Origin of the sequence: Crateriforma spongiae, from assembly GCF_012290005.1 — a bacterium.
In the GTDB taxonomy this organism is placed as follows: Bacteria; Planctomycetota; Planctomycetia; order Pirellulales; family Pirellulaceae; genus Crateriforma; species Crateriforma spongiae.
Genome location: NZ_JAAXMS010000003.1, coordinates 398,192 through 424,444, shown reverse-complemented (window position 1 = coordinate 424,444; position 26,253 = coordinate 398,192). Strand labels below are relative to the sequence as shown.

26 protein-coding genes are annotated in these 26,253 nt (G+C 54.4%); 2 read left to right on the top strand and 24 right to left on the bottom strand.

What is annotated here, in order from left to right; all coding sequences use genetic code 11:
• Nucleotides 1-63: 63 nt before the first annotated feature.
• From HFP54_RS09660 to HFP54_RS09580, 18 genes are all read right to left on the bottom strand, one after another.
• Nucleotides 64-576, bottom strand: coding sequence for a DUF6714 family protein (locus HFP54_RS09660; RefSeq protein ID WP_168564970.1), 513 nt, complete (start codon nucleotides 574-576; stop codon nucleotides 64-66).
• Between the two features lie 101 nt (nucleotides 577-677).
• The gene (locus HFP54_RS09655) at nucleotides 678-1,082 is read right to left on the bottom strand and encodes a hypothetical protein (protein ID WP_168564969.1); all 405 of its coding nucleotides are present in this window, start codon (nucleotides 1,080-1,082) and stop codon (nucleotides 678-680) included.
• Nucleotides 1,083-1,706: 624 nt separating this feature from the next.
• Nucleotides 1,707-2,075 carry a hypothetical protein gene (locus HFP54_RS09650; protein WP_206036120.1) on the bottom strand — a complete coding sequence of 123 codons (369 nt, stop codon included), beginning with the start codon at nucleotides 2,073-2,075 and terminating at the stop codon, nucleotides 1,707-1,709.
• A 147-nt stretch (nucleotides 2,076-2,222) separates the two neighbouring features.
• Nucleotides 2,223-2,657: a hypothetical protein gene (locus tag HFP54_RS09645; protein ID WP_168564967.1), complete on the bottom strand. Its 435-nt coding sequence runs from the start codon at nucleotides 2,655-2,657 to the stop codon at nucleotides 2,223-2,225.
• Between the two features lie 119 nt (nucleotides 2,658-2,776).
• Nucleotides 2,777-3,340 (bottom strand): hypothetical protein, encoded by a 564-nt coding sequence (locus HFP54_RS09640; protein ID WP_168564966.1) that lies wholly within the window; start codon nucleotides 3,338-3,340, stop codon nucleotides 2,777-2,779.
• A gap of 1,281 nt (nucleotides 3,341-4,621) precedes the next feature.
• Complete coding sequence (locus HFP54_RS26375; RefSeq protein ID WP_390657021.1) at nucleotides 4,622-5,056, bottom strand: DUF6210 family protein; 435 nt, start codon at nucleotides 5,054-5,056, stop codon at nucleotides 4,622-4,624.
• Nucleotides 5,057-5,718: 662 nt separating this feature from the next.
• Entirely contained in the window at nucleotides 5,719-6,252 is a 534-nt protein-coding gene (locus HFP54_RS09635) for a hypothetical protein (RefSeq protein WP_168564965.1), read from the bottom strand.
• Between the two features lie 627 nt (nucleotides 6,253-6,879).
• Nucleotides 6,880-7,206 carry a DUF6959 family protein gene (locus tag HFP54_RS09630; protein ID WP_168564964.1) on the bottom strand — a complete coding sequence of 109 codons (327 nt, stop codon included), beginning with the start codon at nucleotides 7,204-7,206 and terminating at the stop codon, nucleotides 6,880-6,882.
• Between the two features lie 433 nt (nucleotides 7,207-7,639).
• A complete protein-coding gene (locus HFP54_RS09625) occupies nucleotides 7,640-7,858 on the bottom strand; it encodes a hypothetical protein (RefSeq protein WP_168564963.1) in 219 nt (72 codons plus the stop codon).
• 117 nt (nucleotides 7,859-7,975) lie between these two features.
• Complete coding sequence (locus HFP54_RS09620) at nucleotides 7,976-8,497, bottom strand: hypothetical protein (RefSeq protein ID WP_168564962.1); 522 nt, start codon at nucleotides 8,495-8,497, stop codon at nucleotides 7,976-7,978.
• Between the two features lie 597 nt (nucleotides 8,498-9,094).
• The gene (locus HFP54_RS09615) at nucleotides 9,095-9,631 is read right to left on the bottom strand and encodes a hypothetical protein (protein WP_168564961.1); all 537 of its coding nucleotides are present in this window, start codon (nucleotides 9,629-9,631) and stop codon (nucleotides 9,095-9,097) included.
• Nucleotides 9,632-10,920: 1,289 nt separating this feature from the next.
• Nucleotides 10,921-11,151 (bottom strand): hypothetical protein, encoded by a 231-nt coding sequence (locus tag HFP54_RS09610; protein ID WP_168564960.1) that lies wholly within the window; start codon nucleotides 11,149-11,151, stop codon nucleotides 10,921-10,923.
• Between the two features lie 263 nt (nucleotides 11,152-11,414).
• The gene (locus tag HFP54_RS09605; protein ID WP_168564959.1) at nucleotides 11,415-11,945 is read right to left on the bottom strand and encodes a four helix bundle protein; all 531 of its coding nucleotides are present in this window, start codon (nucleotides 11,943-11,945) and stop codon (nucleotides 11,415-11,417) included.
• A gap of 157 nt (nucleotides 11,946-12,102) precedes the next feature.
• Nucleotides 12,103-12,891, bottom strand: coding sequence for a hypothetical protein (locus HFP54_RS09600; protein WP_168564958.1), 789 nt, complete (start codon nucleotides 12,889-12,891; stop codon nucleotides 12,103-12,105).
• Nucleotides 12,892-13,338: 447 nt separating this feature from the next.
• Nucleotides 13,339-14,028, bottom strand: a complete 690-nt coding sequence (locus tag HFP54_RS09595) for a PEP-CTERM sorting domain-containing protein (protein ID WP_168564957.1) — start codon at nucleotides 14,026-14,028, stop codon at nucleotides 13,339-13,341.
• A gap of 109 nt (nucleotides 14,029-14,137) precedes the next feature.
• Nucleotides 14,138-14,362, bottom strand: a complete 225-nt coding sequence (locus HFP54_RS09590) for a DUF4926 domain-containing protein (protein WP_168564956.1) — start codon at nucleotides 14,360-14,362, stop codon at nucleotides 14,138-14,140.
• A gap of 5 nt (nucleotides 14,363-14,367) precedes the next feature.
• Nucleotides 14,368-14,697 (bottom strand): DUF6883 domain-containing protein, encoded by a 330-nt coding sequence (locus tag HFP54_RS09585; protein WP_168564955.1) that lies wholly within the window; start codon nucleotides 14,695-14,697, stop codon nucleotides 14,368-14,370.
• Nucleotides 14,698-14,816: 119 nt separating this feature from the next.
• Entirely contained in the window at nucleotides 14,817-15,248 is a 432-nt protein-coding gene (locus HFP54_RS09580; RefSeq protein ID WP_168564954.1) for a hypothetical protein, read from the bottom strand.
• A gap of 1,283 nt (nucleotides 15,249-16,531) precedes the next feature.
• On the opposite strand from HFP54_RS09580, the gene HFP54_RS09575 reads away from it, so the two are divergent.
• A complete protein-coding gene (locus tag HFP54_RS09575) occupies nucleotides 16,532-16,792 on the top strand; it encodes a hypothetical protein (RefSeq protein WP_168564953.1) in 261 nt (86 codons plus the stop codon).
• Between the two features lie 86 nt (nucleotides 16,793-16,878).
• Here the strand turns inward: HFP54_RS09575 and HFP54_RS09570 are convergent, their stop codons facing one another.
• From HFP54_RS09570 to HFP54_RS09555, 4 genes are all read right to left on the bottom strand, one after another.
• Nucleotides 16,879-17,289: a hypothetical protein gene (locus tag HFP54_RS09570; RefSeq protein WP_168564952.1), complete on the bottom strand. Its 411-nt coding sequence runs from the start codon at nucleotides 17,287-17,289 to the stop codon at nucleotides 16,879-16,881.
• Between the two features lie 143 nt (nucleotides 17,290-17,432).
• Nucleotides 17,433-17,900 carry a hypothetical protein gene (locus HFP54_RS09565; RefSeq protein WP_168564951.1) on the bottom strand — a complete coding sequence of 156 codons (468 nt, stop codon included), beginning with the start codon at nucleotides 17,898-17,900 and terminating at the stop codon, nucleotides 17,433-17,435.
• Nucleotides 17,901-18,081: 181 nt separating this feature from the next.
• Nucleotides 18,082-18,489 (bottom strand): hypothetical protein, encoded by a 408-nt coding sequence (locus HFP54_RS09560; protein WP_168564950.1) that lies wholly within the window; start codon nucleotides 18,487-18,489, stop codon nucleotides 18,082-18,084.
• A gap of 2,383 nt (nucleotides 18,490-20,872) precedes the next feature.
• A complete protein-coding gene (locus HFP54_RS09555) occupies nucleotides 20,873-21,322 on the bottom strand; it encodes a protein-tyrosine phosphatase family protein (RefSeq protein WP_168564949.1) in 450 nt (149 codons plus the stop codon).
• A gap of 277 nt (nucleotides 21,323-21,599) precedes the next feature.
• Here HFP54_RS09555 and HFP54_RS09550 point away from each other — a divergent pair, with 277 nt between their 5' ends.
• Nucleotides 21,600-22,940 carry an integron integrase gene (locus HFP54_RS09550; protein ID WP_168564948.1) on the top strand — a complete coding sequence of 447 codons (1,341 nt, stop codon included), beginning with the start codon at nucleotides 21,600-21,602 and terminating at the stop codon, nucleotides 22,938-22,940.
• Nucleotides 22,941-23,646: 706 nt separating this feature from the next.
• On the opposite strand, the gene HFP54_RS09545 is transcribed toward HFP54_RS09550, so the two are convergent.
• Both HFP54_RS09545 and HFP54_RS09540 read right to left on the bottom strand, forming a co-directional pair.
• A complete protein-coding gene (locus HFP54_RS09545; protein ID WP_168564947.1) occupies nucleotides 23,647-24,684 on the bottom strand; it encodes a hypothetical protein in 1,038 nt (345 codons plus the stop codon).
• A gap of 700 nt (nucleotides 24,685-25,384) precedes the next feature.
• The gene (locus HFP54_RS09540) at nucleotides 25,385-25,639 is read right to left on the bottom strand and encodes a hypothetical protein (protein WP_168564946.1); all 255 of its coding nucleotides are present in this window, start codon (nucleotides 25,637-25,639) and stop codon (nucleotides 25,385-25,387) included.
• Between the last annotated feature and the right edge of the window lie 614 nt (nucleotides 25,640-26,253).

Here is a 26,253-nt window from a genome sequence, read left to right as displayed (position 1 = left end):
GCGATAACCGAGTCGCGGGAGTTGATTTTCCATTGTCAAAAACGACGACTCCGCGACTTCGGTTCATCGCCTGGTTCGTCGGCTTTTTGGTGCGGGTTCGAGCTTCCGAATACGATCGAGGATCTTCAGCGGGTCGTCGTGTCCGAACTCCCGAGGGGCGTTGAACGCGGCGAATTTGCAGAAACGAACGAACGCAGCACGTTGTTTTGTATTGTATAGCGTCGTGAACGGAATGTCTTCAGGTTTCTTTGCGTGAACGAAGCCAGCCAAGTCGAAGATGAACGCATCGTACATCAAGCCATCACGCATCCCTTCGGTCAGTACCGCGCGCATGATCGCGGGGGAGTAAAATCTCTTGCCGCATGAATTCATGAAGAATATGGCGTCGTTCCGAGAGTATAGATCGTCAAACGGAATCCGTCGCCAATCGATTCTTTCCGCGTTTTCGGAGAGTGCAAGTTCGCGTTGGTCGAAGCCGTAGTCAGCTTGGAACGCTGCCTCATACAGCGTTGTGCCATCACCCAGCGTGACACCAGCGAATGCATGTTCGATGTAACGAATCAGCCAGTCTCGCAAGTGATTGTCTCAGTCCGACGAACGTCACGCGTCACCGGGTACGCGCGAAAGTTTTTCCATTGCAGAACCGGCCGGCTCGCGTACTCCGGTGCACGCGATTGTTACCCGCCGTTTCGATGTTCGGGTTCGTCGTCAACGCGTGCGTACGTACTAGCAAGACCGGCGAGAAACCGTTCATCGATGGGTTCGTTGATGGGGGTGAACGCGTAGTCATCGATGTCGATCGGCGTCTTTGTCCCGTGATAGTATACCGTTCCGCCGTGAACAACAAATGCGCGAAGAGCTTTGCGAACCAATTCGATCGCGAGGCAAATCGCGTGAAAAGAGTCAGTCCCGCGAAAACCACGTTCCGGGAACAGCGGATCAAGCGAGATCAGCAGCTTGGATTCGGCAACACCATCACGAACGACACACGGTTCAAGGTCGCCGATCATAAGATGCGCAGTGAAGTCGTTGCCATCGCGATCACGGCAGTCGAATCGTGTTTCGGCAACGATGTGCTTCATGTCGGTTTCAGTCGGGTAACGGCACGCGTAACCGGGCACGCGCGGAAGATTCTCAACTTCAAACAACGACAAGTCGCGTGCTCCGGTTCACGCGATTGTTCCCCGCCAATGTCCGGTTTCATCCCGCGAGCAATTCCCCGACAGCGTTACCAACGCCTCCGAATCCGATCAGCGACGCGACCAAAGTATAGACTAGCAGAAACGATTCAATGAAACGCCCACCTTTTTGCTTAGTTGGGTATGCCAGCACCGCAACGATCAGAATCACGGCAAGGATCAGTCCAAAGATCCATGCTAAGGCTAGCCAAACCGCGACCATCTGTTCAGTTCCGCTTGCGTGAACGTAATACCCCAGAGATGGTATCGATGCGACGATCGAAGCCAATGGCGACAATGTGATGCGACCAATCGGTGCGCTGGAGCGAGGCTCTTTTAGCCGAATGGTTTCGGAGGGTGGCTCGAATGGATTTGGATTGACCATCTTTCAGTCGGGGAACGTCGGGGATCAGCGGGCGGCGGGAGTCGACTTTGATCTCACGAGAAACCGGGCCACCGCCGCTCCGTTGCATCCCATGGTTCTGTCCGTTTTTGTTATCGCCTGCGATCGCCATTGTGCGATTCGGATCAGTCGATCAAGAGGAAATGATACCACATTGTCACGACGGCTCCAGCGGAAGCGAGTCCGCCAAACACTCGATGTGCAGGAGTCCGAATGAGTACGAGCGTTGCGATCCCCGATGCCAATGTCATTAGCGCGGCAAAGAAGACAAAGTCAACGTATGACAGCATCGTCCGATTGTGATCCCATGGTCCGTTTCCGGTTTCTTCGTAGTGTTTCCACGCTTCAGCAGTGGGGAGCGCGCTAGATCGCCAGGCTTCGATCCATGTTGCAGCCAGGATGATAAATAACGCCGATGACGCCGCGACGAGCGTCACGAAAGCAATGCGTGCCGCAATTCCGTGAGCTGTCTGTTCATTTGGATTGTCGGCCAATCGGTGTGTCATCATTGCCGGACAGAACGGCAATGATCACCGAGCGGCGACAAGTGATCATCCATTTCGAAAACACACTGCTTCGCCGCTTCGTGTGCATCATATTGTTATCCTGCGAGTTCTAATCGCCACGTCGAAAATCGTTCATTATTGTTGAAAATATTCAGATGGAAGGGGTTCTGGTTCTCCTGCCCACAATTTCATATAGCCCTGGAACGCAGGCCGGCAAATTGAAGATCCCGCGATAGGAAAAAGGGGAGAATATGTCCGTTCGACCATCGCAGCTCCAGAATCCGAATTGGCAAAAAGCCAGCTAACTGGCCCTATGCTCGCGATAGCTAGCAACAAGACCGAAAATATCAAAATTGGAACTGCTAAGAGCCTTGTTGCAAATCGCGACTTCCGGTTAAACAGCAAGAACAAACCGACGAAAACAGGCGCAGCGCATAAAACAAAAACAGACCAGCCCGGAAAATTCAAAAAAGCGAATAACGCGACAGCGGTCGCAAACACAAGTCCGAATATCGAGCGAACAGAGAATTGTTTATTGGTTGGTGTCATTTGAAGCAGGATAACGGACATGTTAACGGAGTCGACCGTTTCAGCTCGCAAGTAGTCGAAGCGGATTTACAATTGGCCGGCAGGCCAAATCCGCGAAGACGAAATCATACACCCCAATGCGGCTTCCGTTCAACATATTGTTATCCAGCCGATTCCGCCTCAAAAGCGACAACGTTCTCACCGGAGAAGTATCCAAATCCGTCGATTGTTGCGGCGATCGGTGTGACCAAAGCATTAGTGACCGTTTGATATCGTATTGGAAAAATCTGATCAAGATTTGAATCGGTGATTTTACGCAATTCATGGATGTCGGCATCAAGGAATTCCCGGCCAAATTGATACACTGCGCCGTGCCAGAATGAGATTGTTCCACCAGAAGTAAAAATTGTTGGCTGATGGTTAACGATCGGGTTTCGTGTTTCGTCATCCTGTCCGTCGATATTTGACACATAACCGAAAAGCGAAATGCCATTCTGGGTCGTGAAATCTGCGGCAACCAACCCCGAAAACTCACGACGCGCTGGATAACTCGAATCCCACGGTCGAAATGCCTCGTCATCGACGTCAGCGTATTGTTCGTTCCCGAAATCGTTGAGATGGATGTCAAGCCAGATTTTGTGGTCGTTAAAGTGCCCCTCTGTCAAATCGTCAAACAGAATGAAACCAGAAGGCTGTGAAAACCAGCGGGCTAGGAATTTTCGCATAAGGCATACCCATATCGCTTAGGCTGGATAACGACCGGCATCACCGGGTCGGGAAAGTTGACTGTCCATTGCCAAAACGCGCGCAAGCCCGACTCCGGTGCATGCCATTGTTATCCGCCGGCACTTGTCCAGCGGACGGATGGAGATCGGGCAGTGCCCAGCCACCACAGAATTAAGGGTCCCCAGATCGGAAGTCCGGTGGCAATCACGACAAACCATCCAAAACTTGTAGCTGTGAATGTTGATCGAATCACTGTTGTAAGGACAGGCAGTTTGGAAAGTATGGCGAAGGTGCCAGTGTAGATCCAGATCGCGTTCAGCGTGAAGAACAGCGGGCGATCGTCGCGAACCCAACCTCGAAGGGTAGCGAGGGACGAGTACGCAAGCGAACAAAGCAAGGAAATCGATATCGCGACGGATACAGCAAGTGCGCACCAATAGCTTACCGTTCCCAGCCCGAGTTTTTCAGGTGCGTCAAGAAACGTTTTGCGTGCATTTGGTTGCATCATGAGAAACAACCATGCAGTTTGTGGCACCAGCGCCAGAACGGACGCGATTGCGATGCACCGGGAAGCACGCTTAGGAGGCTGGTGGGTAAACACGAGTCAGATAGTCGGATAACGCCAGCGTTCACCGGGCAGTGGGGCAGAGTGGAGCCACACTGCTCCGGTGCAACGCATTGTTATCCGTCCCGCCCGTGCGTTGCCGTGGTCAGTATCGATCGGACACAACGGGAAGCTTCGACGAAGTCCCCATTTGTTACTTCTTCAAGAGCGATCTTCTCGACGAAGCCCCGCAGCCTGTCATGAGCAGCAGCACGGTGTCGATCTTGGCGACCAGCGTACAACGACGACACGCAAACCTGGTCGTTTGCTTTCAAATGACGCATGACCTCGGCCACCTTGTCGCGGAGCTCGTCTTCGGTGTCCCGATCACGCAGCCGAATCTCCCGGATGCGTTGTACAGATCGGTGTCCAGGAATAGTAGTGAGTTCCCCAGACACACCTTCGGTGGGCCAAGCCAATGCGTTGCAGCGAGGGCAGCAAGTGTCGCCTGCCATTGAGATGCTCAGGCGGAAGTGGTGTCCGCAGACGTTGCACTGGTGATGCTCGCCCTCTGGAGTTCGGGAGGACGTTTCGTTCATAGGCATTCCATGTGTCGATTGAAGTAAAGTTTCAGGAGCGGATAACGTTACGCATCACCGGGTGGCGGCGAGCGATTCTCTATTGTCAAAACCGCCACCACCGCCACTCCGGTGCATGCGATGGTTATCCGCTAGCATCAGTCGGTGTTGGTCCACGTCAAGATCGCACCGAAGTTGCGATTTAACCCTTCGATGATACCACAGGAATCGCTGTCGTAGCTGATTGTGACATGAACCCACGCCTCGAAACAATCAACCAATCGAGATCGGTCTACCTGCAATGTGTTCCAGAGCGGCACATCGCGAAACGCCAGTTCGATGACATCAGCATCCCTTTCGGTAAGCCCATCCATAGCCGAGTGTTCGGCAAAGTGTTTGAATAGAAAATTTTCGGGGCTGCAGAATTCGTGTTTCGGTGGTGCCCCGGCGGCGTTTGCAATGGGAACGAAAAAACCTTCGATTGATACTTGGTGGCAATCGTGACCGCCGACTTGATTGCAGTACCTAACGCCGGTTGGTCGCGGAACGATCAATCCAGTGCCAGCATGCTCCCATAGGCGTACGGTAATCATCAGATGGCCGTTGTAGGCTCAAGTTAAGGTCAGATGCGATTAATTCGGATAACGGTACGCGTCACCCGGCACGCGCGAGAGATTCTCAATTTCAAAACTGCTCGGCTCGCGTGCTCGGGTGCACGCGATGGTTCCCCGCCGGTTTCCGCTCCCAAGTATAACGAGGGCTAACGTCCATAGTCTGACGTATCAACATGTGTCGGCGGTCCCGATGCGTCAGCATTGCGGGCACGAATGAACTGATTCTGAATTACGGCCAATGTCCAGCCAACCACCCCGCCCCACACGGTAGGTGCAATGTCTGGTGGTGATGTCCCTGCGGCAAGAAATGCACAAAGGGCAGCGTAGACATAGCATCGAACAACGCCACGAAGTTGATCATTGCGGACGAGTAGGACGATAAAGAACGACGGGACACCAACCAGAAACCCAATTGTCATTCCGGCAAATGGAAGGTTTTGGTAGTAAGCAAACGCTATCGCAAGAACACCGAATGCTACGGCGGTTCGTCGAAGCGTTAGTTGGGTTTGCTTATTTGGCAAACGCGGCGTTTCTCAGTCGGGGAACGTTACCGATCACCCGGTCGCCGCGAGAGATCTCCCATTGTCAAAAACGCCCGACTCGGCGACTCGGGTGCATCGGATGGTTCGCCGCGCTGACCGTTAAATGTGGACGTGGCATGGGCGACAAATACCCACGCCCCAATTTACATCGGTGTCGAGCGCATCACCACACACCGGACATTCTACAGGTTCGGGATCATCAGCATCGTGGAAATACCAGAGGCGAGTTGGATGGTGAATCGACAGGAAGATGGCAATTTCGCGTCCGCGTTGGTTCACTTGGCCTTGGGGATCGGTAAGCCATCGTTTGGCATCGTCTTCGTACTCTCCGGAATCTAGCCATAGGCGGAAAAGAGAGCTTACAACGCCATGCCAATCGGCAACGGCTTCGGCTTCCCGTTCCGTCAGTCCGATGCGTTCCGGATCAACTTCGCGGCGGCATGATGCACAATGGATCGGGTTGTCGGTAAGCAGATCGACCAGTACGAGTTCCGAAAGGCGATCGCAGTTGCAGGACTCGATAGCGGTTGTCGGTCGCAAACGATCATAGGCGTTCATTGCTTTAGTCGGCCATTGCTTTAGTCGGCGAACGTTGGCGATCACGCGGCCGCCGCGAGTGATCATCCACTTCAAATACCACGACTCGGCGGCTCGTCGTGCATCGAATTGTTCGTCGATTTACGGTTGCCGCCAGCGAGGTGTTGGACGGTCGTGCTTCATTGTAGCGATCGTTGAATGCCGTGGGGCAATCCATCAGTCTGAGGCGGGAACAGCATGGTGTGTGCGAACCGAAGTACCGAAGTCGGCGGTTGACCGATCGTCAGACCGTTATCGAGTGTTGAGGCCAATCGAAGACTCCACCGCAACGACGCAATGGGCGTATAGGATCACGAACCATTGTTGGCGATTGTTGGTTGTTGGAAACGTTTACCAAACCGCGACTTCAAGAGCGATCACCAGGAAACAGAGGTCGCGTCATCATGAGGTGGGCCGACTGCAGTCACCATATCCGGCTTGTGCGTTGAGTCGAATTTAAAGATCGAAGAGCCAACGAACGTGAACAAGCACGACGAACGTTGGTGGTCACCGGGGACGAACGGAAAGGTCACCATCAGGAAAGACGTTTTTGAGTCCTCCGGTGCACCACATGGTTCGCCGCAATTGTATCGGATTATTGCTAACCACCACGGTTGACGTTCAGGACATCATACCAAGCGCAGCAATGAGCGGCAAAGCGAAGCGAGGACTTTGTAATCGCGTCTACGCTTCATTGTTTTCGACAAGTTGAACACGATCATCGTCGGTGAAGACGCGAACATGAGGAAAATCAATGTCGTGTTCTTGCAGAACGGATTGATAGTGAAGTATTCGATCGATCAGCGAGTTGGTTAGGTCCTCAACGTCGCCAAGAAAGTCGTCGGACGACGTATCACCATCGTCTATGCGAGCAACAATGCGAAGAGCATTGCGACAAAGAATGCCTAGCGAATCGCCCTGAATCACCGCTCCTGGATACTGCCGTCCGGGTGGCTTGATAACGGCGTAGTTGCTATCGCGAGAGAAGACCTCAAGTGGTTCGGTATCCATTTGCGGATTGGATTAGTGATGAGTTTGTGATTCACTTCGTCGGCGAACGGTGCGGATCACCCGGTCGGCGCAAGTGATTCTCCATTGTCAAAACGCCCGACTCGCCGACTCGGGTGCATCCGATGGTTCCCCGCTCACATCGCCATCGTGGGGAGTGACAGCGTCGTCCGGATCTCTGGTCCCACGATCCCGCCACGGTCTGTAGACGTTGATGAAAAATCCGGCAACCATCGCCGACCATAGTAGCAGGTTCGCGATGATAAACAGGGAAAATGCCAACCAGTGACCGATCCTTCCGAAAGGCGAAACAGTGATTCCGAGGAACACGATGGGAATTGCGAGCATCACCATCCATTGAAGTCGATTCGGCGGTGGAGCTAATGGTGCAATCACAAACGAGTATTTCGTATAGGTGTGGTGTTTGGCGAGCGAACTAGTCGTCACAGCCCTCGTATGGAATAACTCGGACAAGCCGACGTTTGGCCTCGGCGGCGGAGATGCCTGACACGATCATGTACGGACGAAAAAGGAGAAGGATGCCCAAGCGTTCGTCATTGTGCAATCGCTTGATTGCGGAATCGATGTCCTCACCAGCGTCGACCCGTGAACGCAACTTCGCGATGATTTGCGTCTCGGTCAAAGGTAGAGACATTGTCTGACATATCTGCTTCGTCGGGGAACGACCGGCATCACCGGGCGGGGAGAGTAAAGTTGTCCATTTCAAATTTGGCCGCAAGCCCCGCTCCGTGTGAATGCCATGGTTATCCGCTTACGACGGTTGGGTTGCTAAACGAGCATTTGATGAAGACGCGAAGGGTATCGTAAACGTCAGCGTAAGCCCAGCAGCCAAAATAGCCATCGCAGCATACACAGCACTCGAATTCGACTCCGCCAAGAACAGGAATATGACCGTGGGCACTACGCAAATCAGCCAGAAACCATGACGCAAAAGCAACTGCCTTAACGCGGCTATGGTTTGGCCCCAGACAATCAAGCTGCTAATGAGCATGCCGAGAAAGCAGAAATCCGCCAAGATCCAGTAAAACATCCAGTGTGAAGGCGTCAGGAACTGCCAGTCACCGCTATACCGGAAAACGAACGCAGTAACTATTGCGATGGCATGAAAGACGGCGAAACGCAGCGAATGGCACAGTGACTTATAAACCAGAAGACTCCACACCAAGGATGCTACGGCGGCGTCAGACAGCTCGCTGTTAATTCGCACAAACGCAAACGCGAGCGACACGAGTCCGGTGAAAACAATCAGGTCTCGAATCGCAATCTTCGGCATCGACTTTGTGTTGCTGCACACCCGGTGTCAGGAATGCGGTATTTCAAACGGATAACGGTGCCCGTCACCGGGCCGGGAAAGTTGATTGTCCATTTTTAACCAAAGCCGCAAGCCCGGCTCCGGTGCACGGGATGGTTACCCCGATTCTCCGCTACTCGCTGAGAGCAGGTCGGCCAAGCCACCAAACAGTGTAAAAGCAGCAACTACGCCAGCCCCAATGTAGCAGGTGGTCAGCAATGGAAGGCGGAACCAAAATACGATCTGCGACGCGATCATCATCACGACTGCTGTGGGTATGCCGCTCAATGCAGCCCCAACCAGCACTAAGGACCAGTGTGACGAATCTGAGGCATCACTGTAGTCGGGGCCTGCCAATTCGTGCGTTGGGTGGGCACGCGGTGTTTGGTGCAACGGGATAGGCTTAGACGCGCACGCAGTGCAGAAAGCATCAGCGTTGTCGACTGGAGTTCCGCACTGGTTACATGGTCGCATCGCGATTAACTAATAATGATGCCAAGTGGGGTAACGGCAGTGATCACCGAGCCGGGACGAGTGATCATCCATTTCAAAAGACGCGCAAGACCGGCTTCGCGTGCATCACATTGTTATCCCGCGCCGTTTATGTTCGCCGATCCAATCCCACGTAAGTTTCCAAGCAGCACGATGTATGGTATCGAGTAATTCATGAATTGGCAATTCAGCACAGAAGGCCGTTCCAAGTTCATCGGCATCATGATGTGTTTCTCGCCAAAACGAAAACGGAAGGTATGCGATACCGTTCACGCGAAAAAGATGCATCGAGACATTATCTGCAGTCGGTCCCCAGTCCATGAACCGATGGAACAAGTGAAGTTCGTTGTCATCATTCGCTAATTCAAGCAGCTCTTTGTGATTTTCTAATGGTGTAAGCGCACTGAACGGCAATTTGTCGCGTTTTTGTGCTGCTGGAGTGACGAGCCAGTTGAGGTCGTCATTCAGTGAACCGATGAACTGAGAAAGGAATACGACATTGTCGTCACAGGTCAGCCACCGGCCACCAGCATATACGTCAACAACCCTGAGGTCTGCCGATGCTTCATCTGCTGCACCTAGTTCTAGTGCAAATGTGTTTCGTTCGCCAAAACGTTGTATCAACTATTCCTCACGTAAAGCGGGATAACGTCCGCCGTCACCGGGCGGCGAGAGTAGAACTAACCATCAAGAAACACGCTGCCGCCGCTCCGGTGCACGGCATGGTTCCCCGCATCATCTAGGCGTCTCCGAGACAGGCTGGGCAACGAGTTGGTGGTCATCCTCGTAGATGACATAGCCGGGTTTGTCAGTGCGAATCTCGCGGACCGGAATCCCACATTCCGAAACAAGGTGCACAAGGTATCGCACGTTCCGGATGCAGTCCTCAGATCCAGCTTTGAACCAGCATAACCCGGTATCCGCTCGGTGTGGACGCCGGCCGCGGACGAAACGATCAGGAATGGGGAGCTCCGAGACGAACCAGTCAAGTGTTTTGCGGATTTCGTCTTGGATGTATTTGGGAGCTTGGTCTCGGTGAAGAATATCGTACGCTGCCGCGAAAACGCCTTCAGGACGATCAACCTCGCGATCTGGGTCAGAGGCGACGAAGCGTAGGACGATGTCATGCACGATTCAGTCGGGGAACGGTTGCCATCACCGGGCACGGAGAGACGACTTCCCATTTGTGAAAACGCGCAAGCCGTGCTCCGCGTGAATGGCTTGGTTATCCGTCGTTTGGGTTGGCAATGTCCGTCAAGTCTATCGTTACCGTGCGGCTTGGCGAGCCATCCGAAAACGGGATAGAAATACTGTAAAGATGCGATTCGATGGGATGCAAGATGAGGGTCTTACGGATGGATGAATCTCTCCAACGCACGTCAACGGTGAAAGCACCGTTGGGGCCATCCGGGTTGATGCGAGTGATTGTAACGACACCCGTGTCGTCTCCGAGAGCTTTCGCGATCGTTTCGGCTAACGATTGGTAAAACGAGGACATACGCTCTTCGATAAGTCCTTCGATGTCTGCGTGATAAAGCGGTGCCCTGTGGATCTGCGAAACGTGGCCTCGCGCGATACGGAAGCGTCTGAGCAATCACGGGCGGATCGGAGAGTTCGGTGTGCATTGATTCGAGAACACTCGAAGCCACGAACGCAACGCCAGCGGTCAGCACCAGCAGAGTCGCAATCGCAAATCGGAAGGTAGTCGCAGGCTTCGATTGCATGGCTGCAAAATGCTACTTCGATCGGATAACGGCGGTGGTCACCGGGGACGAACGGAAAAGCCACCATCAAAAAGGACGTTTTTGAGTCCTCCGGTGCACCACATGGTTCGCCGCATAGCAGCGGGTAAAATGATGCCTCCGGTGGAAAACAACCCCATTGTATCATGTCCGGTAAGTCGACATTCATGTTCAAAACAGGGAGGTCGGTGAGACGTGTTGGGATCGTTCAGCGACGCGTTCGGCAATTTCACGCTCGATTCGTCGCAGCATGAACCAACGTTTGACAAGTCCCGACGCGTTCCATTCGTCGGCGTACTTGCTCTCGACTTCGGGACGAACTTCAGCTTCAATCCCTTCGAGTGCGCGTTCGTAGCCATCCGCAACGAAGTCGTTGCTATCGGGTTGGGCATTGCGGTTCATGTGCAATGAGTCAGCGTGCGCCTATTCGATGTTGTAAACGTTGACATTTGGGATCACGACAGCCCAAAACGAGTCGGGAAGCAGGTAAGCGATCGCTCCAAGGGTAACAACATTGAGCGCATACACCACGGTCCGCTTGCGGCGAGTTCGTGACGGATGCGATTCAGGAGTTGGGTCGTACGGCTGCATGGGTCAGATTGAGCAAAGAACGCTCGCCAATGACGAGTGGTCAGTCTCGATCTATGGTCGGCGAACGGGAGCCGTCACCGGGCCGGGAAGGTTGATTGTCCATTGGGGAGGGGCCGCAAGCCCGGCTCCGGTGCACGGCATGGTTCTGGCGTCTCTTCGGCTCCCATCTCGTGCTCGTGCTCAGCGAAGCGGTGCTCGTAATCGTAATCGACTCCAGCCTGGTACCCCGCACTGGTTTCCGCGACACCATCGAACTTCATGGCCATTCGAGTCAACATCGCGACGATCCGATGCAGCATCGCTTTCATCGCAGCATCGTCTTGGACTTTGATCCCTTTGGTTGCGAGAAGCACGTCTTGGATCGCAGCACACTCGAGCGCCGAACCACGTGCGATGTCGAGAAACCGTGCCCGGTCTTTGCGGCTTCGTTTACCGTTGCCTTCGGCGATGTTCAGTGGAATGGACTGGGCCGCACGAAGCCATTGGTCGCGGGCGTGGCGATGCCGACCGGTGAGAGACTCCGAAGCGTCGAATGATGTGGCAACGTATTCGATAGACAACCGGTAGACGTCGAGGCGTTGGTGGTCGAAGGATTGCGTGGTCATCAGGATTGCTTTCGATTACGAGCACGAGCACCGTCGCTGCGCGACTGAGCACGAGCACGAGGCTGGCTCATCGCCAGAACGTCACGCATCAGCGGGCGGCGGGAGTTCGGCTACCATTCGTAAAACCTCTCCACCGCCGCTCCGTTGCATGCGATGGTTATCCGTCTTTGTCCTTGGTTTCCGTGTCGTTCTTTTCAGCTGTGTCGAACGCGTCATAGGCGTCGTCGAAGCTAGAGAGTATCAAACGCCAGTACAGACCATCCGCAACGGGAACGAAAGTATCGGGTTTTGTTGAGTATTTTTCATCCTCGATATATGTCATGTTCGAATCGTCAAGTTCGTATTTCAGCTTGAGTTGGAATGCGTTAGGGCTAAGTTTGGTAACTAGCCCATCGAGCATGACGTAAGGGTCGCGGTTCGAGGGCACGCGCAGATAAAACGCACGGTTATCGTACACCCGGATTGTAGTGACGCACGTCCAGATTGGTGCCCATTTGTCCTTGGATTCCGGTCGGGAGTCCCACGGGTCATGATGTATGGCGCGATTTGTAGCGAACAAGTGCAGGTAGAGCGGCTTAGCGTTCGGTTTTACCGGCAATGGTGTATCGTCTGCGATCGCGACGCCATGGCATGCGATCAAACAGGCCACACCGATGACGGTGATAAAGTGCTGGCGTTTCATTTGCTTGCGCCTAATCGGATAACGGTAGCGATATGCGGGCGGCGGCGAGTGATCAACCACTTCAAAAACCCCGACTCCGCCGCTCCGTATCATCGCATGGTTCCCCGCGTTTGTCTTTGTGTCATTCAAATTGTCGCGGTGGTTCAGGTGGATCACAAGGGCAGTCCGCCGAATCCGCGAGATCGTCCCAGCACCATCGAAAGTCGCAGAACCCAGCATCAGCCAATACGCGTTTCGATTGAGTGGCGACTTCGTGTAGACCATAAGGAGAGCTGGAACTTGTGCGTCCGAGCATACGCCCGAGAACACCGGGTACGTATGAAGGAGCAATCTGCAGTATCCAACGATCGTCAGTGCCATGATACGGCGCGGCAGTGATCTGCACGTTCGTCGAATCACGGCGAATCGTCAGCATATAGCCAGCGTCTCGCCAGCAGTCTGAAGCGCCGATGGTCCAGCCTTCGGTTTCCAGTCCAGTCGCGAGAAATCGGACAATAGATCCGCCGCGAATATGCTCGCCAACGGTATCAGATTCCGCTCCGTAAAATGTGGCGTTTTGAGACCGCGTCATCACGCGCAACCATTAGTCGGGGAACGGCAGGGTTCAGCGGGGCCGCGCGAACGACACTCCACTTCAAAAACGTCAACTCGCGGCCTCCGTTGCAACCCATGGTTCTGTCACTGCAACTCATTTGCATCAAAGTCACGATTCTAACGGTCGTGCCGACGAAAACGTCCTGCAGCAACGAGAAGAAATCCAACCGCAAGTAACGCTGTCGTGGAGGGTTCGGGAATAGCAACAACTCCAAATTGTAGTCCATAGTTCGCGGTGCCTTGCCCGGTCCATGACACAACGAGTTCGTCAACCCCAGCGATTGAAGGCTGCAGTAGCAAACCACCATTATTGCTTCCGTCGCCAGAATCAACTGTGCCGACGATGGTCGCGTTGATGCCATTCCCGTCGTCGTTGAACAAGAGTGACTCGCCAACGGACTCGATGATATTCCAGTTGGCATCAACGTCCGTGTCAGAAATTTGCGATCGAAGCAGTACGTCACGCTCGCCGCCGACGTTCGTTATGAAAAGATAGTCTTGAGGTCCAAAAGTTGCGCTGTCAAACGTGAACGCGACAGCCGCACCGGTCTGACCGATATCGATGATGCTGATGCGGTTTTGGGCTTGAAATGGAAATAGCTCGCTGTTGGGCTGCGGAGCGTTTGCGTTTTCCGAGCCGATGATATTTGCTCCTGTTGCAGTGACTGTGATCTGACCGCCACGAAACGCACCGACAAATGGGCCGGTGCCATCACCTGTGAAGGTAACAATTTCGGCAGACGATGCTGATGTGATTAGCATCGGAAAAAGGACTGCGGCAAGAAAAGCACGAAATAGTTTCATCATGGTGTTTCTCCTGTTGTGCCAGAACGGTTGCCGTCACCTGGGACGGACGATTGATTCTCCATATGTAAAACCGCGCAGGCCGTCCTCAGGTGCACGGCTTGGTTCGCCCCTACGCTGTCTTTCTGGTGTGAAGTAGCTCACCCGCCTTGATGGGCCGAATGTCGTCAGCACTGACGGTTACAAGCGCAACCGTTTGACCACCGCCATCAACAAATTCGACCTCGTATCCCTTGCCGCCTTTGTAGACGTGCACGACGGTACCCACGTCTCCACGAGTGAGACTCGCGTGAGGCGGATCAGCATCAAGAACAACGAGAGAGTGTTCGGCAATCATGTCAGTCACCCGGGATATGCAGTTACTAATCGCGGCGGATCATCGTCCTCGACGATCCATACCGTCACGACGACGCCTGGTCGGGATTCTGGGCGTCCAACAATACCCAAAGCCTTGTATTTTACACCAAACGCAGTGGTTTCAGTATCGAAGGTTGTGCAGTTTCGAGCAATTGCGAGTAGATCGGCGGCCAGATTGTGCCATTCGTCGCGGTCGTAGCCAAGCGAGTGAAACCAGATCGCCTTGGAGCCACCGTCGGGATGTGCGAGATTGAGCAGATAGTCGCGAACCTTCGCATCCTCCACTACGGCTCGTTTGGCATCAGGTATTGGCATAAAGTTCAGTGGGCGAACGGCACACATCACCGAGGACGCGCGAACGACTCACCATCGCCAAACCGCTCGGCTCGCGTCCTTCGGTGCATGTGATGGTTCCCCGCTTCAAGGTGTGTGATTCAGGAACGCAAGAATCGTTGTGCGTCAAAGCCCTCTACGATAGCAGCCAAAGCATTCGCCCAGTCGTTCAGCGAGTCTTTAGTGTAGCCAACCGGGGCAGTGTTGTACGACCAAATGCCACCCCAAAAACCGGTTTGCAGCGGTGGAAAATCGATCAGTATCAGGTCGTGGTTACCAAATGGGAGGAACGGTCGAGCCGAGCGGGCATTGCGTTTCATTTTCCACGGTCGCCCGACCCGGAAGTTGCAATCGGCCGCATCAGCGACGATCAAGGGTGAACCCCAAATAAGGGTCAATTTTCGTCCAGTCAGTTCGACGACAGGAAGGTTGTCTCTGCTCACGAACCGTAGCGGCCCCATGCGCCAGAGTTCGTACAGATCGTCAGGGATGCACTCGGTAAGGCGGTCGATTTGCGCTGTTGGATCGTCCATCGGAAAACAGCAAACAATTCAGTCGGGGAACGTCAGTGGTCACCGCGTCGGCGCGATAGACCTGAACTCAAAAACAAATTGAATTCGCCGACTGCGGTGCACCACATGGTTCACGCGTCCGGCCACGACGACAGCACGAGCCATCGTTTCTTGTGGCCAATGTACCGCATTGGAATCGCCGTGGGAAATCGAGTGCCCTAATCTGCGGTCGGCGTTTCAGGCGTCGGATTGTTTTTGTTCGTGCTCGTGCTCAGCATCGCAGTACTCGTGCTCGTAATCGATCGACCGGCGTCGGCTTCTCTTCGTCAGCCGAGTCGACCGCGCACCAATCAAACCGTGACATCAGAAGCGAATCAAAGGAAACAGAGGCTTGATGAATTCAAGAGGGCACCCTTCAGACGCACCGATCGCTGCTTGACTTTTTGGCAGTGGCGTTGTTCTCGGCAAATCGATTACGAGCACGAGCACCGTTTCACTGAGCACGAGCATGATTCAGCAGCGTGAACGGTAACGATCACGTGGTCGCCGCGAACGACTCACCACTTCAGAAAACTCAGCTCGGCGACTCACGTGCATCGTCTGGTTACCCGAGTTTTGGATCTTGGGATCCGCGTCGGATAGCGTTTGGGCTAACGGGCTGCCTCGTCATGCGAGCTTTCTTTGGAGGCGCTGGATTTCCATCGGGCGAATAGTCCAGCAAGTATACCATTAGGAACCGTGAAGTACGCGATAGCAAACCAAGGGTCTACGGTGACCCAAAAAAAATGCTGGTAAACGACAGGATCTCCTGTCTGAGTTGCGGTTTCCCAAGCAGTCGATAGACGAATGGAAATGTAGATTACGGCGAGGCCGACCAGGGGAACGCTCAGCAGTGTGGCGTTGAGGATGATCGCGCGACGCAGCCATCGGGGATGTCGTTTGGTCGCTAGTGATTGTGCAGTTTCTGGTGAAGCGTATGGATTAGTCACGGCACGTGGAACAATGGCGAAGAGAGCTGTCTAGTCGAGTCTCATCGGGTAACGTACGGCATCACCGGGTCGGGAAGGTGAATTCTCCATTGCCAAAACGCTCGCAAGCCCGACTCCGGTGCATGCCATGGTTATCCAACCGCACTGGATGAAGCAGGGGAAAGGACTGCGACCGAGACCATCCCGGAGCCACGATCATACCCAACCATCGAGGACCGAGGAACGATTGTCCACGCACCCACCAACATCAATCACGAGAATCGGTATTGACATCGAGCAACCAGCTTTGGCACGAAGCCAAAAGGAGACGCAAACATGAAGTATTCAACGATCGTTGTGATCATACTCATTCTTGGAGTCGGCGGATGTGCCGCAGTGCAAAAGACGGGTGAAGTTGCGGTAGGCGCGACAGCGTTTATCGCCGAGGGGATCATTAATGGGATTTTCGACAACGACGAATCGATCCTAGAGCGAGATCATCGCGAACGAAATGAGCGAAGATGGAAGCAGGTTTGGCGTGACAACCCCGACGTGAACCCGGCGATGACTGCGGCTTACAAGGATGACTACGAGTAAGTCGGATAACGTCGGTGGTCACCGGGGACGAACGGAAAGGCCACCATCAGGAAACGTGTTTTTGAGTCCTCCGGTGCACCACATGGTTACCCCATTATTCGTCGGGCAAGCGAAGATGCCAACAGCATCACGCCAACCGGAATCATGGTTTCAACCCAGAATATACCAGACGCGATCAGAAGCATGATTGGCTCTGCGTTGGCCAGCAATGGAAACATGGAATGATTTGCAAGGGTGAACGCGATCAAGAACGGCGTTATACACAGCACGATCGGAGTAAAAACACGGCGTGTCCCAATGATCCCATCGACGAACACGCCGACCGACGCACCAAGAACAAGCCAGCCTAGAAATTCGCCATCATGGAACGTTCGCAACCAGAATTGCCAGACACCGACTACGAGAAGAATTCCCAACAAGTTGGATGCAAAGTTGCGATCACCGCGGGCTTTATCGCCGTCGTGGACTCTGGTTGGGCGATACGGATTGGTGTCCATGGATAGACGCTGGGAAACGTATCAAAATGGAAAAGCGGACGCCGTGCCGTTTTGCGGGGTAACGTCCGGCATCACCGGGCGGGGAGAGAAAAGTTGTCCATTTCAAATTTGGCCGCAAGCCCCGCTCCGTGTGAATGCCGTGGTTATCCGCCGTTTATGAGGTCGTGCGCCCAGTCCCCAATGTACCACTCAAGCCGGTCGCCCGGCAGTTCAAGCAACCATTGCGCTACGGCGTGAATGGGAGTCAGATTGTAAGGGCATGAAATATGCGTCCCATCGCGAGCGTGAACGCGAATGTCGTGAGCACCGCCGTTTACGATCGCAATATCATCACACGCGATACAACGCTGTGGACCAATGAGCGAACCAGTGCAGATTGCAGCCTCGGACAGTGTCACAGTCCGAAACATGGCATCCACCAGGAGGGCACCGTAGAAAACTGAAAGCAGTGTGGCGATCGTGATGTTTCCGAATTCGATCCAGTGGCTATCTGTGAAGCCAGTAATCGCGAACCAAACCCAGAGCAATGCCCACCCCGTTGCGATCGAGAACGCCATGCCGTGTTTGGCACACGCGGAGATCGGAAAGCGAAGCACAGCAGGTTGTTGCATAAATTCAGGAGCAGAGTCCGAAGCGGTTCAGTCGGATAACGACCGGCGTCACCGGGCGGGGAGAGTAACGTTGTCCATTCTAAATCGGGCCGCAAGCCCCGCTCCGTGTGCACGCCATGGTTACCCGAAATCACCACTTGATTCGCACATACAGAGGCGCGGCAAGCAAATTGAGGTGACGTCACCCATGCTTAGATTGGTTTCTAACGGCACGTCCAGTGAAGATCGAAACCGCGGCACCAGACGACGAGAACAAAAGGCCAGCAAGCAGCAATACACTCGAAGCATTTTGAAGCCAAACAATTGGGGCGGCACTACCGGACCGCATCTCCGCAATCGTGGCACCTCGCAAGGGGAAGTCAGCGACGAAGAAACCGACAAAGCCGAGGCAAACCATGACGGCGCCAGTGAGTAACAGCAAGTGATGCAGCAGATTCGACCGACGGTATGCGACGAAAGACGAAGCGAATAGCAGGAATACCGTTATTGGAATCATCCACTCAATCATTAGGTCCGGGAAGTGCCAAGGATCGGGCAAGGCCGCCATATTCCCATCCGGGTCAGCAATAAAAGTGTCCGCAAGCAGCATGAAACAAATGCGAATAGTGGAATTCCAATAATCGAAATCGAATCGGGTAACGACCGCCGTCACCGGGCGGCGAAAGTAAAACTAACCATCAGGAAACGCGCGGACGCCGCTCCGGTGCACGGCATGGTTCCCCGCATTTGTCAGGTGCGTGGCAGGGCAAACGGACAACGGTCGCAGTTTTGAAATCGCGGTCAAACCCGACCAATCTACACCTAACAATACCACAGAAGATAGAACATCGGTACGTGAAGAAGGCCAAGGAGAAGCCAACGGGGATTCGAGATCGCAGCGGGTATCGCCAACAACATCGATAGATACAGTCCCGCGTGAAGAATCAAGGTTACGATCGCCGCGATTCCCAGAGCGGCAAATCCCTTTTGGTTCGTTGACGTCAGCAATGCGAATCCAACGCCAATAGATGATGCGAGAGCGGCAGCGGATAGTATCCCGCATATCCTGCCAACGCGTCGGCGTCGACGTTCGGTCGAGCAGCTGGTTTGCAAATCCTGTACGGCGACGGATGACGTCCGATACGGATCCGATGTACTCAATGTCAATGAATGTGTGTCGGGGAACGGTCGCGTTAACCGAGCGGGGGCGTGGAAACGTGGTCAGCGAAGCGTCCAAGACGGCTCAACCCCGCTTCGGTTGAACGCATTGTTACACATCGAATCAAGCCGGCAACGTCGCACGGCCTGAAGCATCGAGTTTCTTCACTGTGATGTCGGCCAAAGCGTGGCGGGATCGGGGTTGCCGGAGCCGACGGCCAGACACGAAAAGAAGACATCCAGCGGCCGCCGGCGTAGGGAGCCCCGAGACCGCGGTGGAATTCAGGTCGAGTCAGGCAACGTAGCACATTCACCAAATTGACCGCGCGAACAACGCCGGATCCGGCTTGAAGATCGCGACGTTCCGACGCAAACAGACTCACAGCTTGAAGCATCAATCGATTCAAGGCGTCGGTACGTGGTGATCGTCTCCGCATTCAGTCAACATTGCGAAGCGGCTATTGTCCGAGCACGACCAATGTGTTCAGCGACACGGTCAAACATGACACCGCAATCGATCTCGATTCACCATCAAAGCCGGCCGACCGCGCACACGAAAACCAGAGCCTGATGCCGATCAGAGCCGACCCCGTGTAACGTCAGAATTCACCGAGCACGGGCGATAGATCCTGCTACTTCAATCAAACCCGACTCCCGTGCTTCGGTGCAATTCATGGTTCGTCGATGTCTTCCACGACGCTCCCGCTGGACACTGCCGGTGAAGCAGTCCCATCCAGAACAGCCTGAAAGTAGTCAGTCATGTTTGTGTCAGGATCTCTAGCGAGCGCGACCAATCGTATCGGAGAATTAACCTGGCGCCATGCTTGCTCTCGCAGCAAAATCGTTTCGGTAATTGAGAATGCAGCGCTGCTGGGAACGTCCATCCAATCACCAGCACGATGCTCCCGAGCGTGCAGTGGAAAGTTGAAAGTGTCATCATAGACGACGTAGAGCAAACCGAGGCGATTCTCGGATCCAGAGACTCGCTGTGTGGTCTCGCCCGCATTTGATATGGTCGCTGTTATCGCTAGCCTAACGTATCCGTTGGAAAGCACAGTGCAATCCGCCTTTGCTGTCGTGAACGTTAGAGATGTTTGAAATGCGGGCGTACTATCGAAGCTTGGCAATGCAATCCAGAAGGTCAGAGCGCAAAGAACAAGCAGCGTCAGAAGATTTCTAATTTTGAACGCACGCACCTTACTGGTTGTTGCTTTCCGACGAACGTCAGCGTTCACCGGGTCGCGGCGATGGAGCTAAAACTAAAACCCAAACCAGCCCAACTCCGCGACTCCGAGTGCAACGCATGGTTCGTCGGTCTTACGTGCAACGACAGGTTGAAGCCCATCGACCGGTCACCATCGTACTCTGTTTGATGCACCGCGGGAAACGTGCACTGAAAGTCGACAGGCGTCGGTTAATCATAGCCGAGTCGACCACGCACCAGTCAAACGAGTACACCAAGGGCGATTCATAGGAAACGGAGGTCAGATGAGATCAGGTGGGCCGACATGCCGAGTCACTCGCGTTGCATTCAGGCATTGCGTGTGAAGAAAATCTGTGCGAATGCAAAACAACACTCGTCAGGTATTAAAGTCGCAGTTCAGTCCCGAACACTCGACCGCGCACGAATCAAATCGTGACATCAAATGCGAATCACAGGAAACGGAAGTCCGATGAAATTAAATGGGCCAGCCGGTTTTCAAAATGGCAGCTCAATGAATCGTCGCCCAATCGAGTCTCTATGTACGACGAACGACAAAGATCACCGAGCCGGAAGTGTGATCCTTTGATGTACAAATCGCACGCGCAAGTCCGGCTTCGCGTGCATCGTATTGTTATGCGTCGATTTCGGTGTTTGTGTTCGGTTTCAATTTGTTGAATGCAATGAGCGTGTCAGCCCAGAGTTCAGATTTCAATTCTAACGATTTGATTTCGGCAATTCTAGAAATCACTCGATCCGGAGTTTCGGACATGTGATGTGCCAACGCGAATGCAGCAATCGTAGGTGAACGTGACATTCCGGCAGAGCAGGCAACAATTGTTCGAGTTCCGGAAGCGAGAAAATCCGTAATCGTCCGCAAAGTTTGCAGCAGTATTTTGGGGTCGTTCCCACCGCCATCATTGATTGGAAATCGACAGTAAGTTAATTGACGAGGGATTTGGGCAGGCGGTTCTTCGTAGGCGACGTCAATCACAGTCGTGATTCCGGCATCGAATAAGCCCTGTGGTTCTCGAACGTCCAATGCGTGTCCGATCCAGAGTAGCTTGGGATGAATTTCATGCATTCATTTTCGCGTTCGTGTAAGACGCATAACAATTAAATTATCCGGCCTTGGTTCCGGGCATAACACCTGTAGTTATCCCCGGAAAGATCGCCGGCTTCGGGTCATTCCCTTGGGTGTTACCCACGCTAGCGAACTCGCAGGCGGATCTCAACCCCATCATTTGACAACCCCGGTAATAACGACCAGAATCCCGCCAGAGGCTTGAGCACTGGACCATTGTCCATGCTGTCCAAACGTCTCTAAATGGGGTCCGAGTCGCCAGCGCGGAGTCATTTCAGTGAGTTTCGATCAATTCCATTTATACGTCCATAAGCTCCAACCCAACTGGCCAGACTCGCAGTGGTCCTGCATCTGGATGCGGCGTATGTACGAGTTCTGGAAACATCCTGTCGATGAAACCTTGGCGATTGATCGTGAACGCTTGGTGTCATTTCTTCGACACTTGAAGTCCAAGGGCGTACCGCCGTGGCAAAGGCAACAGGCTGCTGTCACCGCCGGTCGATATCAAACCATGATCAGTGGTGAAATCGATCCCGCGATTCAGGAGGTCGTGCGGACGCTTGCTGATCTGGCCGCCGCCCAAAGAAACGGTGACCAAGCGGCAGCAGAGAAAGAAAACCACTTTCCTGACAATGAGCCGGAGGTTGTATCTGAAATGAGGAAAACGCTGCGCCGGCGGCGTTACAAATACGACACTGAAAAGGCTTACGTTGGCTGGGTGATCCGCTTGCTTCATTTCTGTCCAAACACAACGCCCGCAGCGATCACCGAATCCGAGATCCGCAACTTCTTGTCGTCGCTAGTGACCAACGAGTCAGGAGGCGTTTCCGCAAGCACACTAAGACAAGCCAAGTCGGCTTTGTTGTTTTTGTTCCAGCAGGTCCTGGGACGTGAACTTGGTTTCCTCGAACACAGCGAAGCGACCAAGCCCAAGAAGCTCCCCGTCGTGCTGACACGCGGCGAAATCGCCTCTATCCGACAAGGTTTGCCAAAGAATAAGCGTCTGATGCTGGACCTTATGTATGGCGGGGGCCTGCGTCACAAGGAATGCCGGCGGTTGCGGATCAAGGATCTGCAAATCGAAGAAGGCACGATTCTGGTCCGAGACGGGAAGGGTGAAAAAGACCGAATCACCGTGTTACCGCAATCGGCCGTCGCGGACGTGATTAAAAAGATCGAAGAATGCCGCACGCGGCACCAGCGAGACTTGGAAAGAGGAGAGGGCGAAGTTCACATGCCCGATGCATTGGCCAGGAAGTACCCATCGGAATCTCGACGATTCGGTTGGCAGTGGCTATTTGCCTCGCCCAAGACACGCACCGACCCGCGGTCCGGTCGGCATTGGCGGCATCATGTCAGTGAAGACTACTTGGCCAAGCCGTTCACTCGTGCGTTGCAGGAAAGCGGTTGCGTCAAAAACGCGGTTCCCCATTCATTGCGTCATTCATTCGCCACCCACTTGCTTGAAGACGGCGCGGATATCAGAACGGTCCAAGAATTGATGGGGCACGCCGATGTGAAGACGACCATGATCTATTTGCACGTCATGAATCGTCCAGGGCTGAGTGTTCGCAGCCCCCTGGACCGGTTGAACCGCGACAACGAAGAAGCCGAGTGAACCGCCCGCCATGGGATCGGCCATCATCGGTTGCTGCCCCATGATGGTCGCCAAACGCGGGGCGTGCGACGGTGAAAAAGGGGGGTTGGCCTGGCCTTCGGCCCCTTGGGTAGCACGCTTGGTTTTCGCTTGCCCCCTTACGTCGTTGACCTGATCGATGAATCGCCAACGGTTCACGCCAGCCCCTTCGCGCGCGACGTGCGCCAGTTCGAATGCGACGTCCCCGAGAATCGGGAACGTGCCATCAACGCCCCCCAATGTAGCAGACCGGGGGGGGGGCGTAGGTTATGTCTTTCGGAACTTTTACACGGTCGTCACGCCACTGCGTCAATCTCGCCGAATTGGCCGATTCACCGAGAAGGCATCCGGTGGAAGATTCACCACCATGGATTGGTCGACAGCAAGTCGGCTCCGCCGCGATCCGGCCCCACCCGGATTTGAAATTGTGCCGCGCGGCACAAATGCTATCGGCGGAAACAGGGGCTGGTAATGGGCAAATCTGCTCGAACCCCCTGCCGATGCCCCCAGACACAACTCGGTTCGACGAGCACTGGCCGTTCCTTCGTTGTGGGATGACAATGATTCGATGCTACTCAGCCAAGCCCCGAATCGATGTCCACGCATGTTCCGGCATGGCTTGACAGGGCCCAGCCTGAAACAACAGCTTTAGACAACCTGCCGGGCGAGCCAATCGGAACGCGTCTTTCTAGTAGTCAGCGATGACATAGAACTCAAGGTCACGATACGTATCGACATCGGGATAGCCCTCGCATGTCGGGCGAATCGCAAACCTTGCTTCACCTCGCGGAAACGACGACTGCGATGTCAGCAGACCCAATAACACGTGGTCCTTTGGAGGCTTGGCCCCTGAAATCTTGCGGGGCGGCGTCACCCCATTCCCTTCGCGTCGAAGTCCCCAACCGCCGGGATAGTTGTCGGCGTCACCTGCAATGGTCGGGGGATTCGGCAGCGACGCAAGATTGCGATTGGCCAGAGTGAAATTCCGCTCCGGGCCGGGGGCGGTGAATCCGACCATGAACGCGTATTGTTTACCGCGTTTCATGTCCAGCTTTGCGGGTTGACTGAAACTCCATTTCAAGTAGGCCAGTTTGCCATCACCCGAGTCCAACAAGTCGGGCATTGAACCGCCCGCGACGACCTGGATCGGCTGGTACTCGACTCCGTCCACCGTGTCGTCACAACGATGGTTGGTCGAAAATCCGTGCGTCGCATCCGTGCTAGATGGCGTACCGTTATCGTTAATGACCGGCTCGCCAACCACTTCGAACAGCTGAATGAACACGCGGGCTCTGGCGGCCCCCGGTAGAAACGCCAGATGCCCATTGCCGGTACGCAGCACGATCGCATCAAGGGTAAAATCGCGCGGCGCGGTGAAGACCTGACCCAAGTCGCGGGAGCGACGAAAGTAGCCTTTGTCTTTCCAGGTCAGAGGCGAAGAGTTACGCACCGAGGTGTTGCCGCCCAAATTGCATCCGACCTGCTTGACGACGACATGATCGGCCGAGCGCCCCAGCAGTGACCGAACCATTTGCCACTTTGCTTCCGTTCCCGATTCTTCATCCTGCTCAGTCAAGCCGGACGGTAACCGTCCCAACGATGCGACCGTCAGCGGTTCAGCCGCACGCACCGTTACGTTCACCAGTACGGTTGCCACCAAAGCGAACACCAAGCGGCATCCAGTCGCATTGTTCATGACGATCTCCAACAAGTCTTCAGTAATCACGGGGTCGGCGGCGACTTACTATCCGGGAAGACTGGCTAATCTACCAGTTTTTCGTTCGCCAGAGTGAACGGGGAAGCCTGCAGACAGACGGGGATCCGGATCGATGAAGCATCGGGACGTCCGATGACATGCTGATCTGAAATTTAATCCGTTGGGTACGTGAAAAACTATCACGCATCCCCAGTCGTAGTTACCGTCGGTTAACCTGGGCGGCAGTAATTAAGAGGGGAGCTTGACCACGAATGACTTAGAGCCCTACGACGCATGCCTAGCCACTCATTGGCACACTCGTTTTTCCCCGTTTGACGTTTCACTAAAGATGCCAATGCCGCCTGTCTGGTAAGCAGGACGGCTCGCCCCAGGGTTTGCCGTCAGTCCAATCGCGTCCGGACAGAATTGCCCCATTGGCGCAAAGCAGTCCAACCGCCGGCCATGGCCCCAAACGTGGATGCTGCACTCCCTATGAGAACATCGGCCAAACTGTCTTGCAGGGCCAGTCATCTCGCTTGTGAACTACCGGTGTCACCGGACGGCTGCAACTTCCCAGAACCCGGACTTCGGCCTATGGCGACAACGCCAGGCGCGCCTCTGCCTTCTCTGGTCTATCAATGGCCTTTTGGGCGGACCTTGCGAAAGGCCTCGCTGACTTGACGCCAACGCTTATGCGCCCTCTCGGCCGCACGGTCCCAGTACGTCGAGGTCAGGCGGTCGGAGCAAAGCTTGCCCGACTTCGGTGCCAATCGCCCGACACCTGTTCCATGTACTTTGCAACGGTGGGAACGGGACCTTCGGCGAGCGAAACCAAATGGCGATGCACATGTTGCGTCAAAAGCTCCGTGACGGTTTCGACATGGACGGTTCCCTTGAAGCCAAGACCTCCAAATTGCAAAGGCGTTTGGAACCATTTCGTTTCGGACTCGCCGTCCAGAGTCTCGCACAGGATCAACTTACGCAACTGCTCGACCTCCCTCCCTTCATCTGTCGAAAGGTCCATGGGTCCCTGCAGTAGCCCCCAGTAGCGAAACCAATGTTCTTAAACGTGTCGCCCGCCGAAATAGCTAAATCGATACAAGGCCTTCTGTTGCGGTGGTGCGTTTCCCGATCCCCCATCATTTGCGTGAGTGACGCCCCATCGGGGTGCATCAATTAAGGCAGAAACACTAAAGTAGACGTCGTGGTAGTCGCGGATACGATCCGCCGGCACATCCAATTTGGCCGAGAGTTCAATTGCTGTTTGACGGGAAAGCAATCGGGCTTCGATCGACCACCGTAGAAAGTCGTTTTGATGGATCGCCTGCAGCTTGGGCATGTCCGACCGACGTTTTCTGGATCCGCGCCCGTTGCAGTCATGCCCCTGCAGGCAGCCCACGACTTCTGGAATAACAACATCTTCGAGTGGGTGCACCGAAGCGGATCCAGATACAATTTCACAGGCGATTCCCAATCGCTAAGCAGGTCAGCATTTGCGTCTCGTCGTGCCAACGAGCCACGGCATCATTTCGGTGCTGGGCATCGGTTTCACCATGCATCGCGTCGACAAAAAAACTGTGCCGCAAGGCACAATTAAAA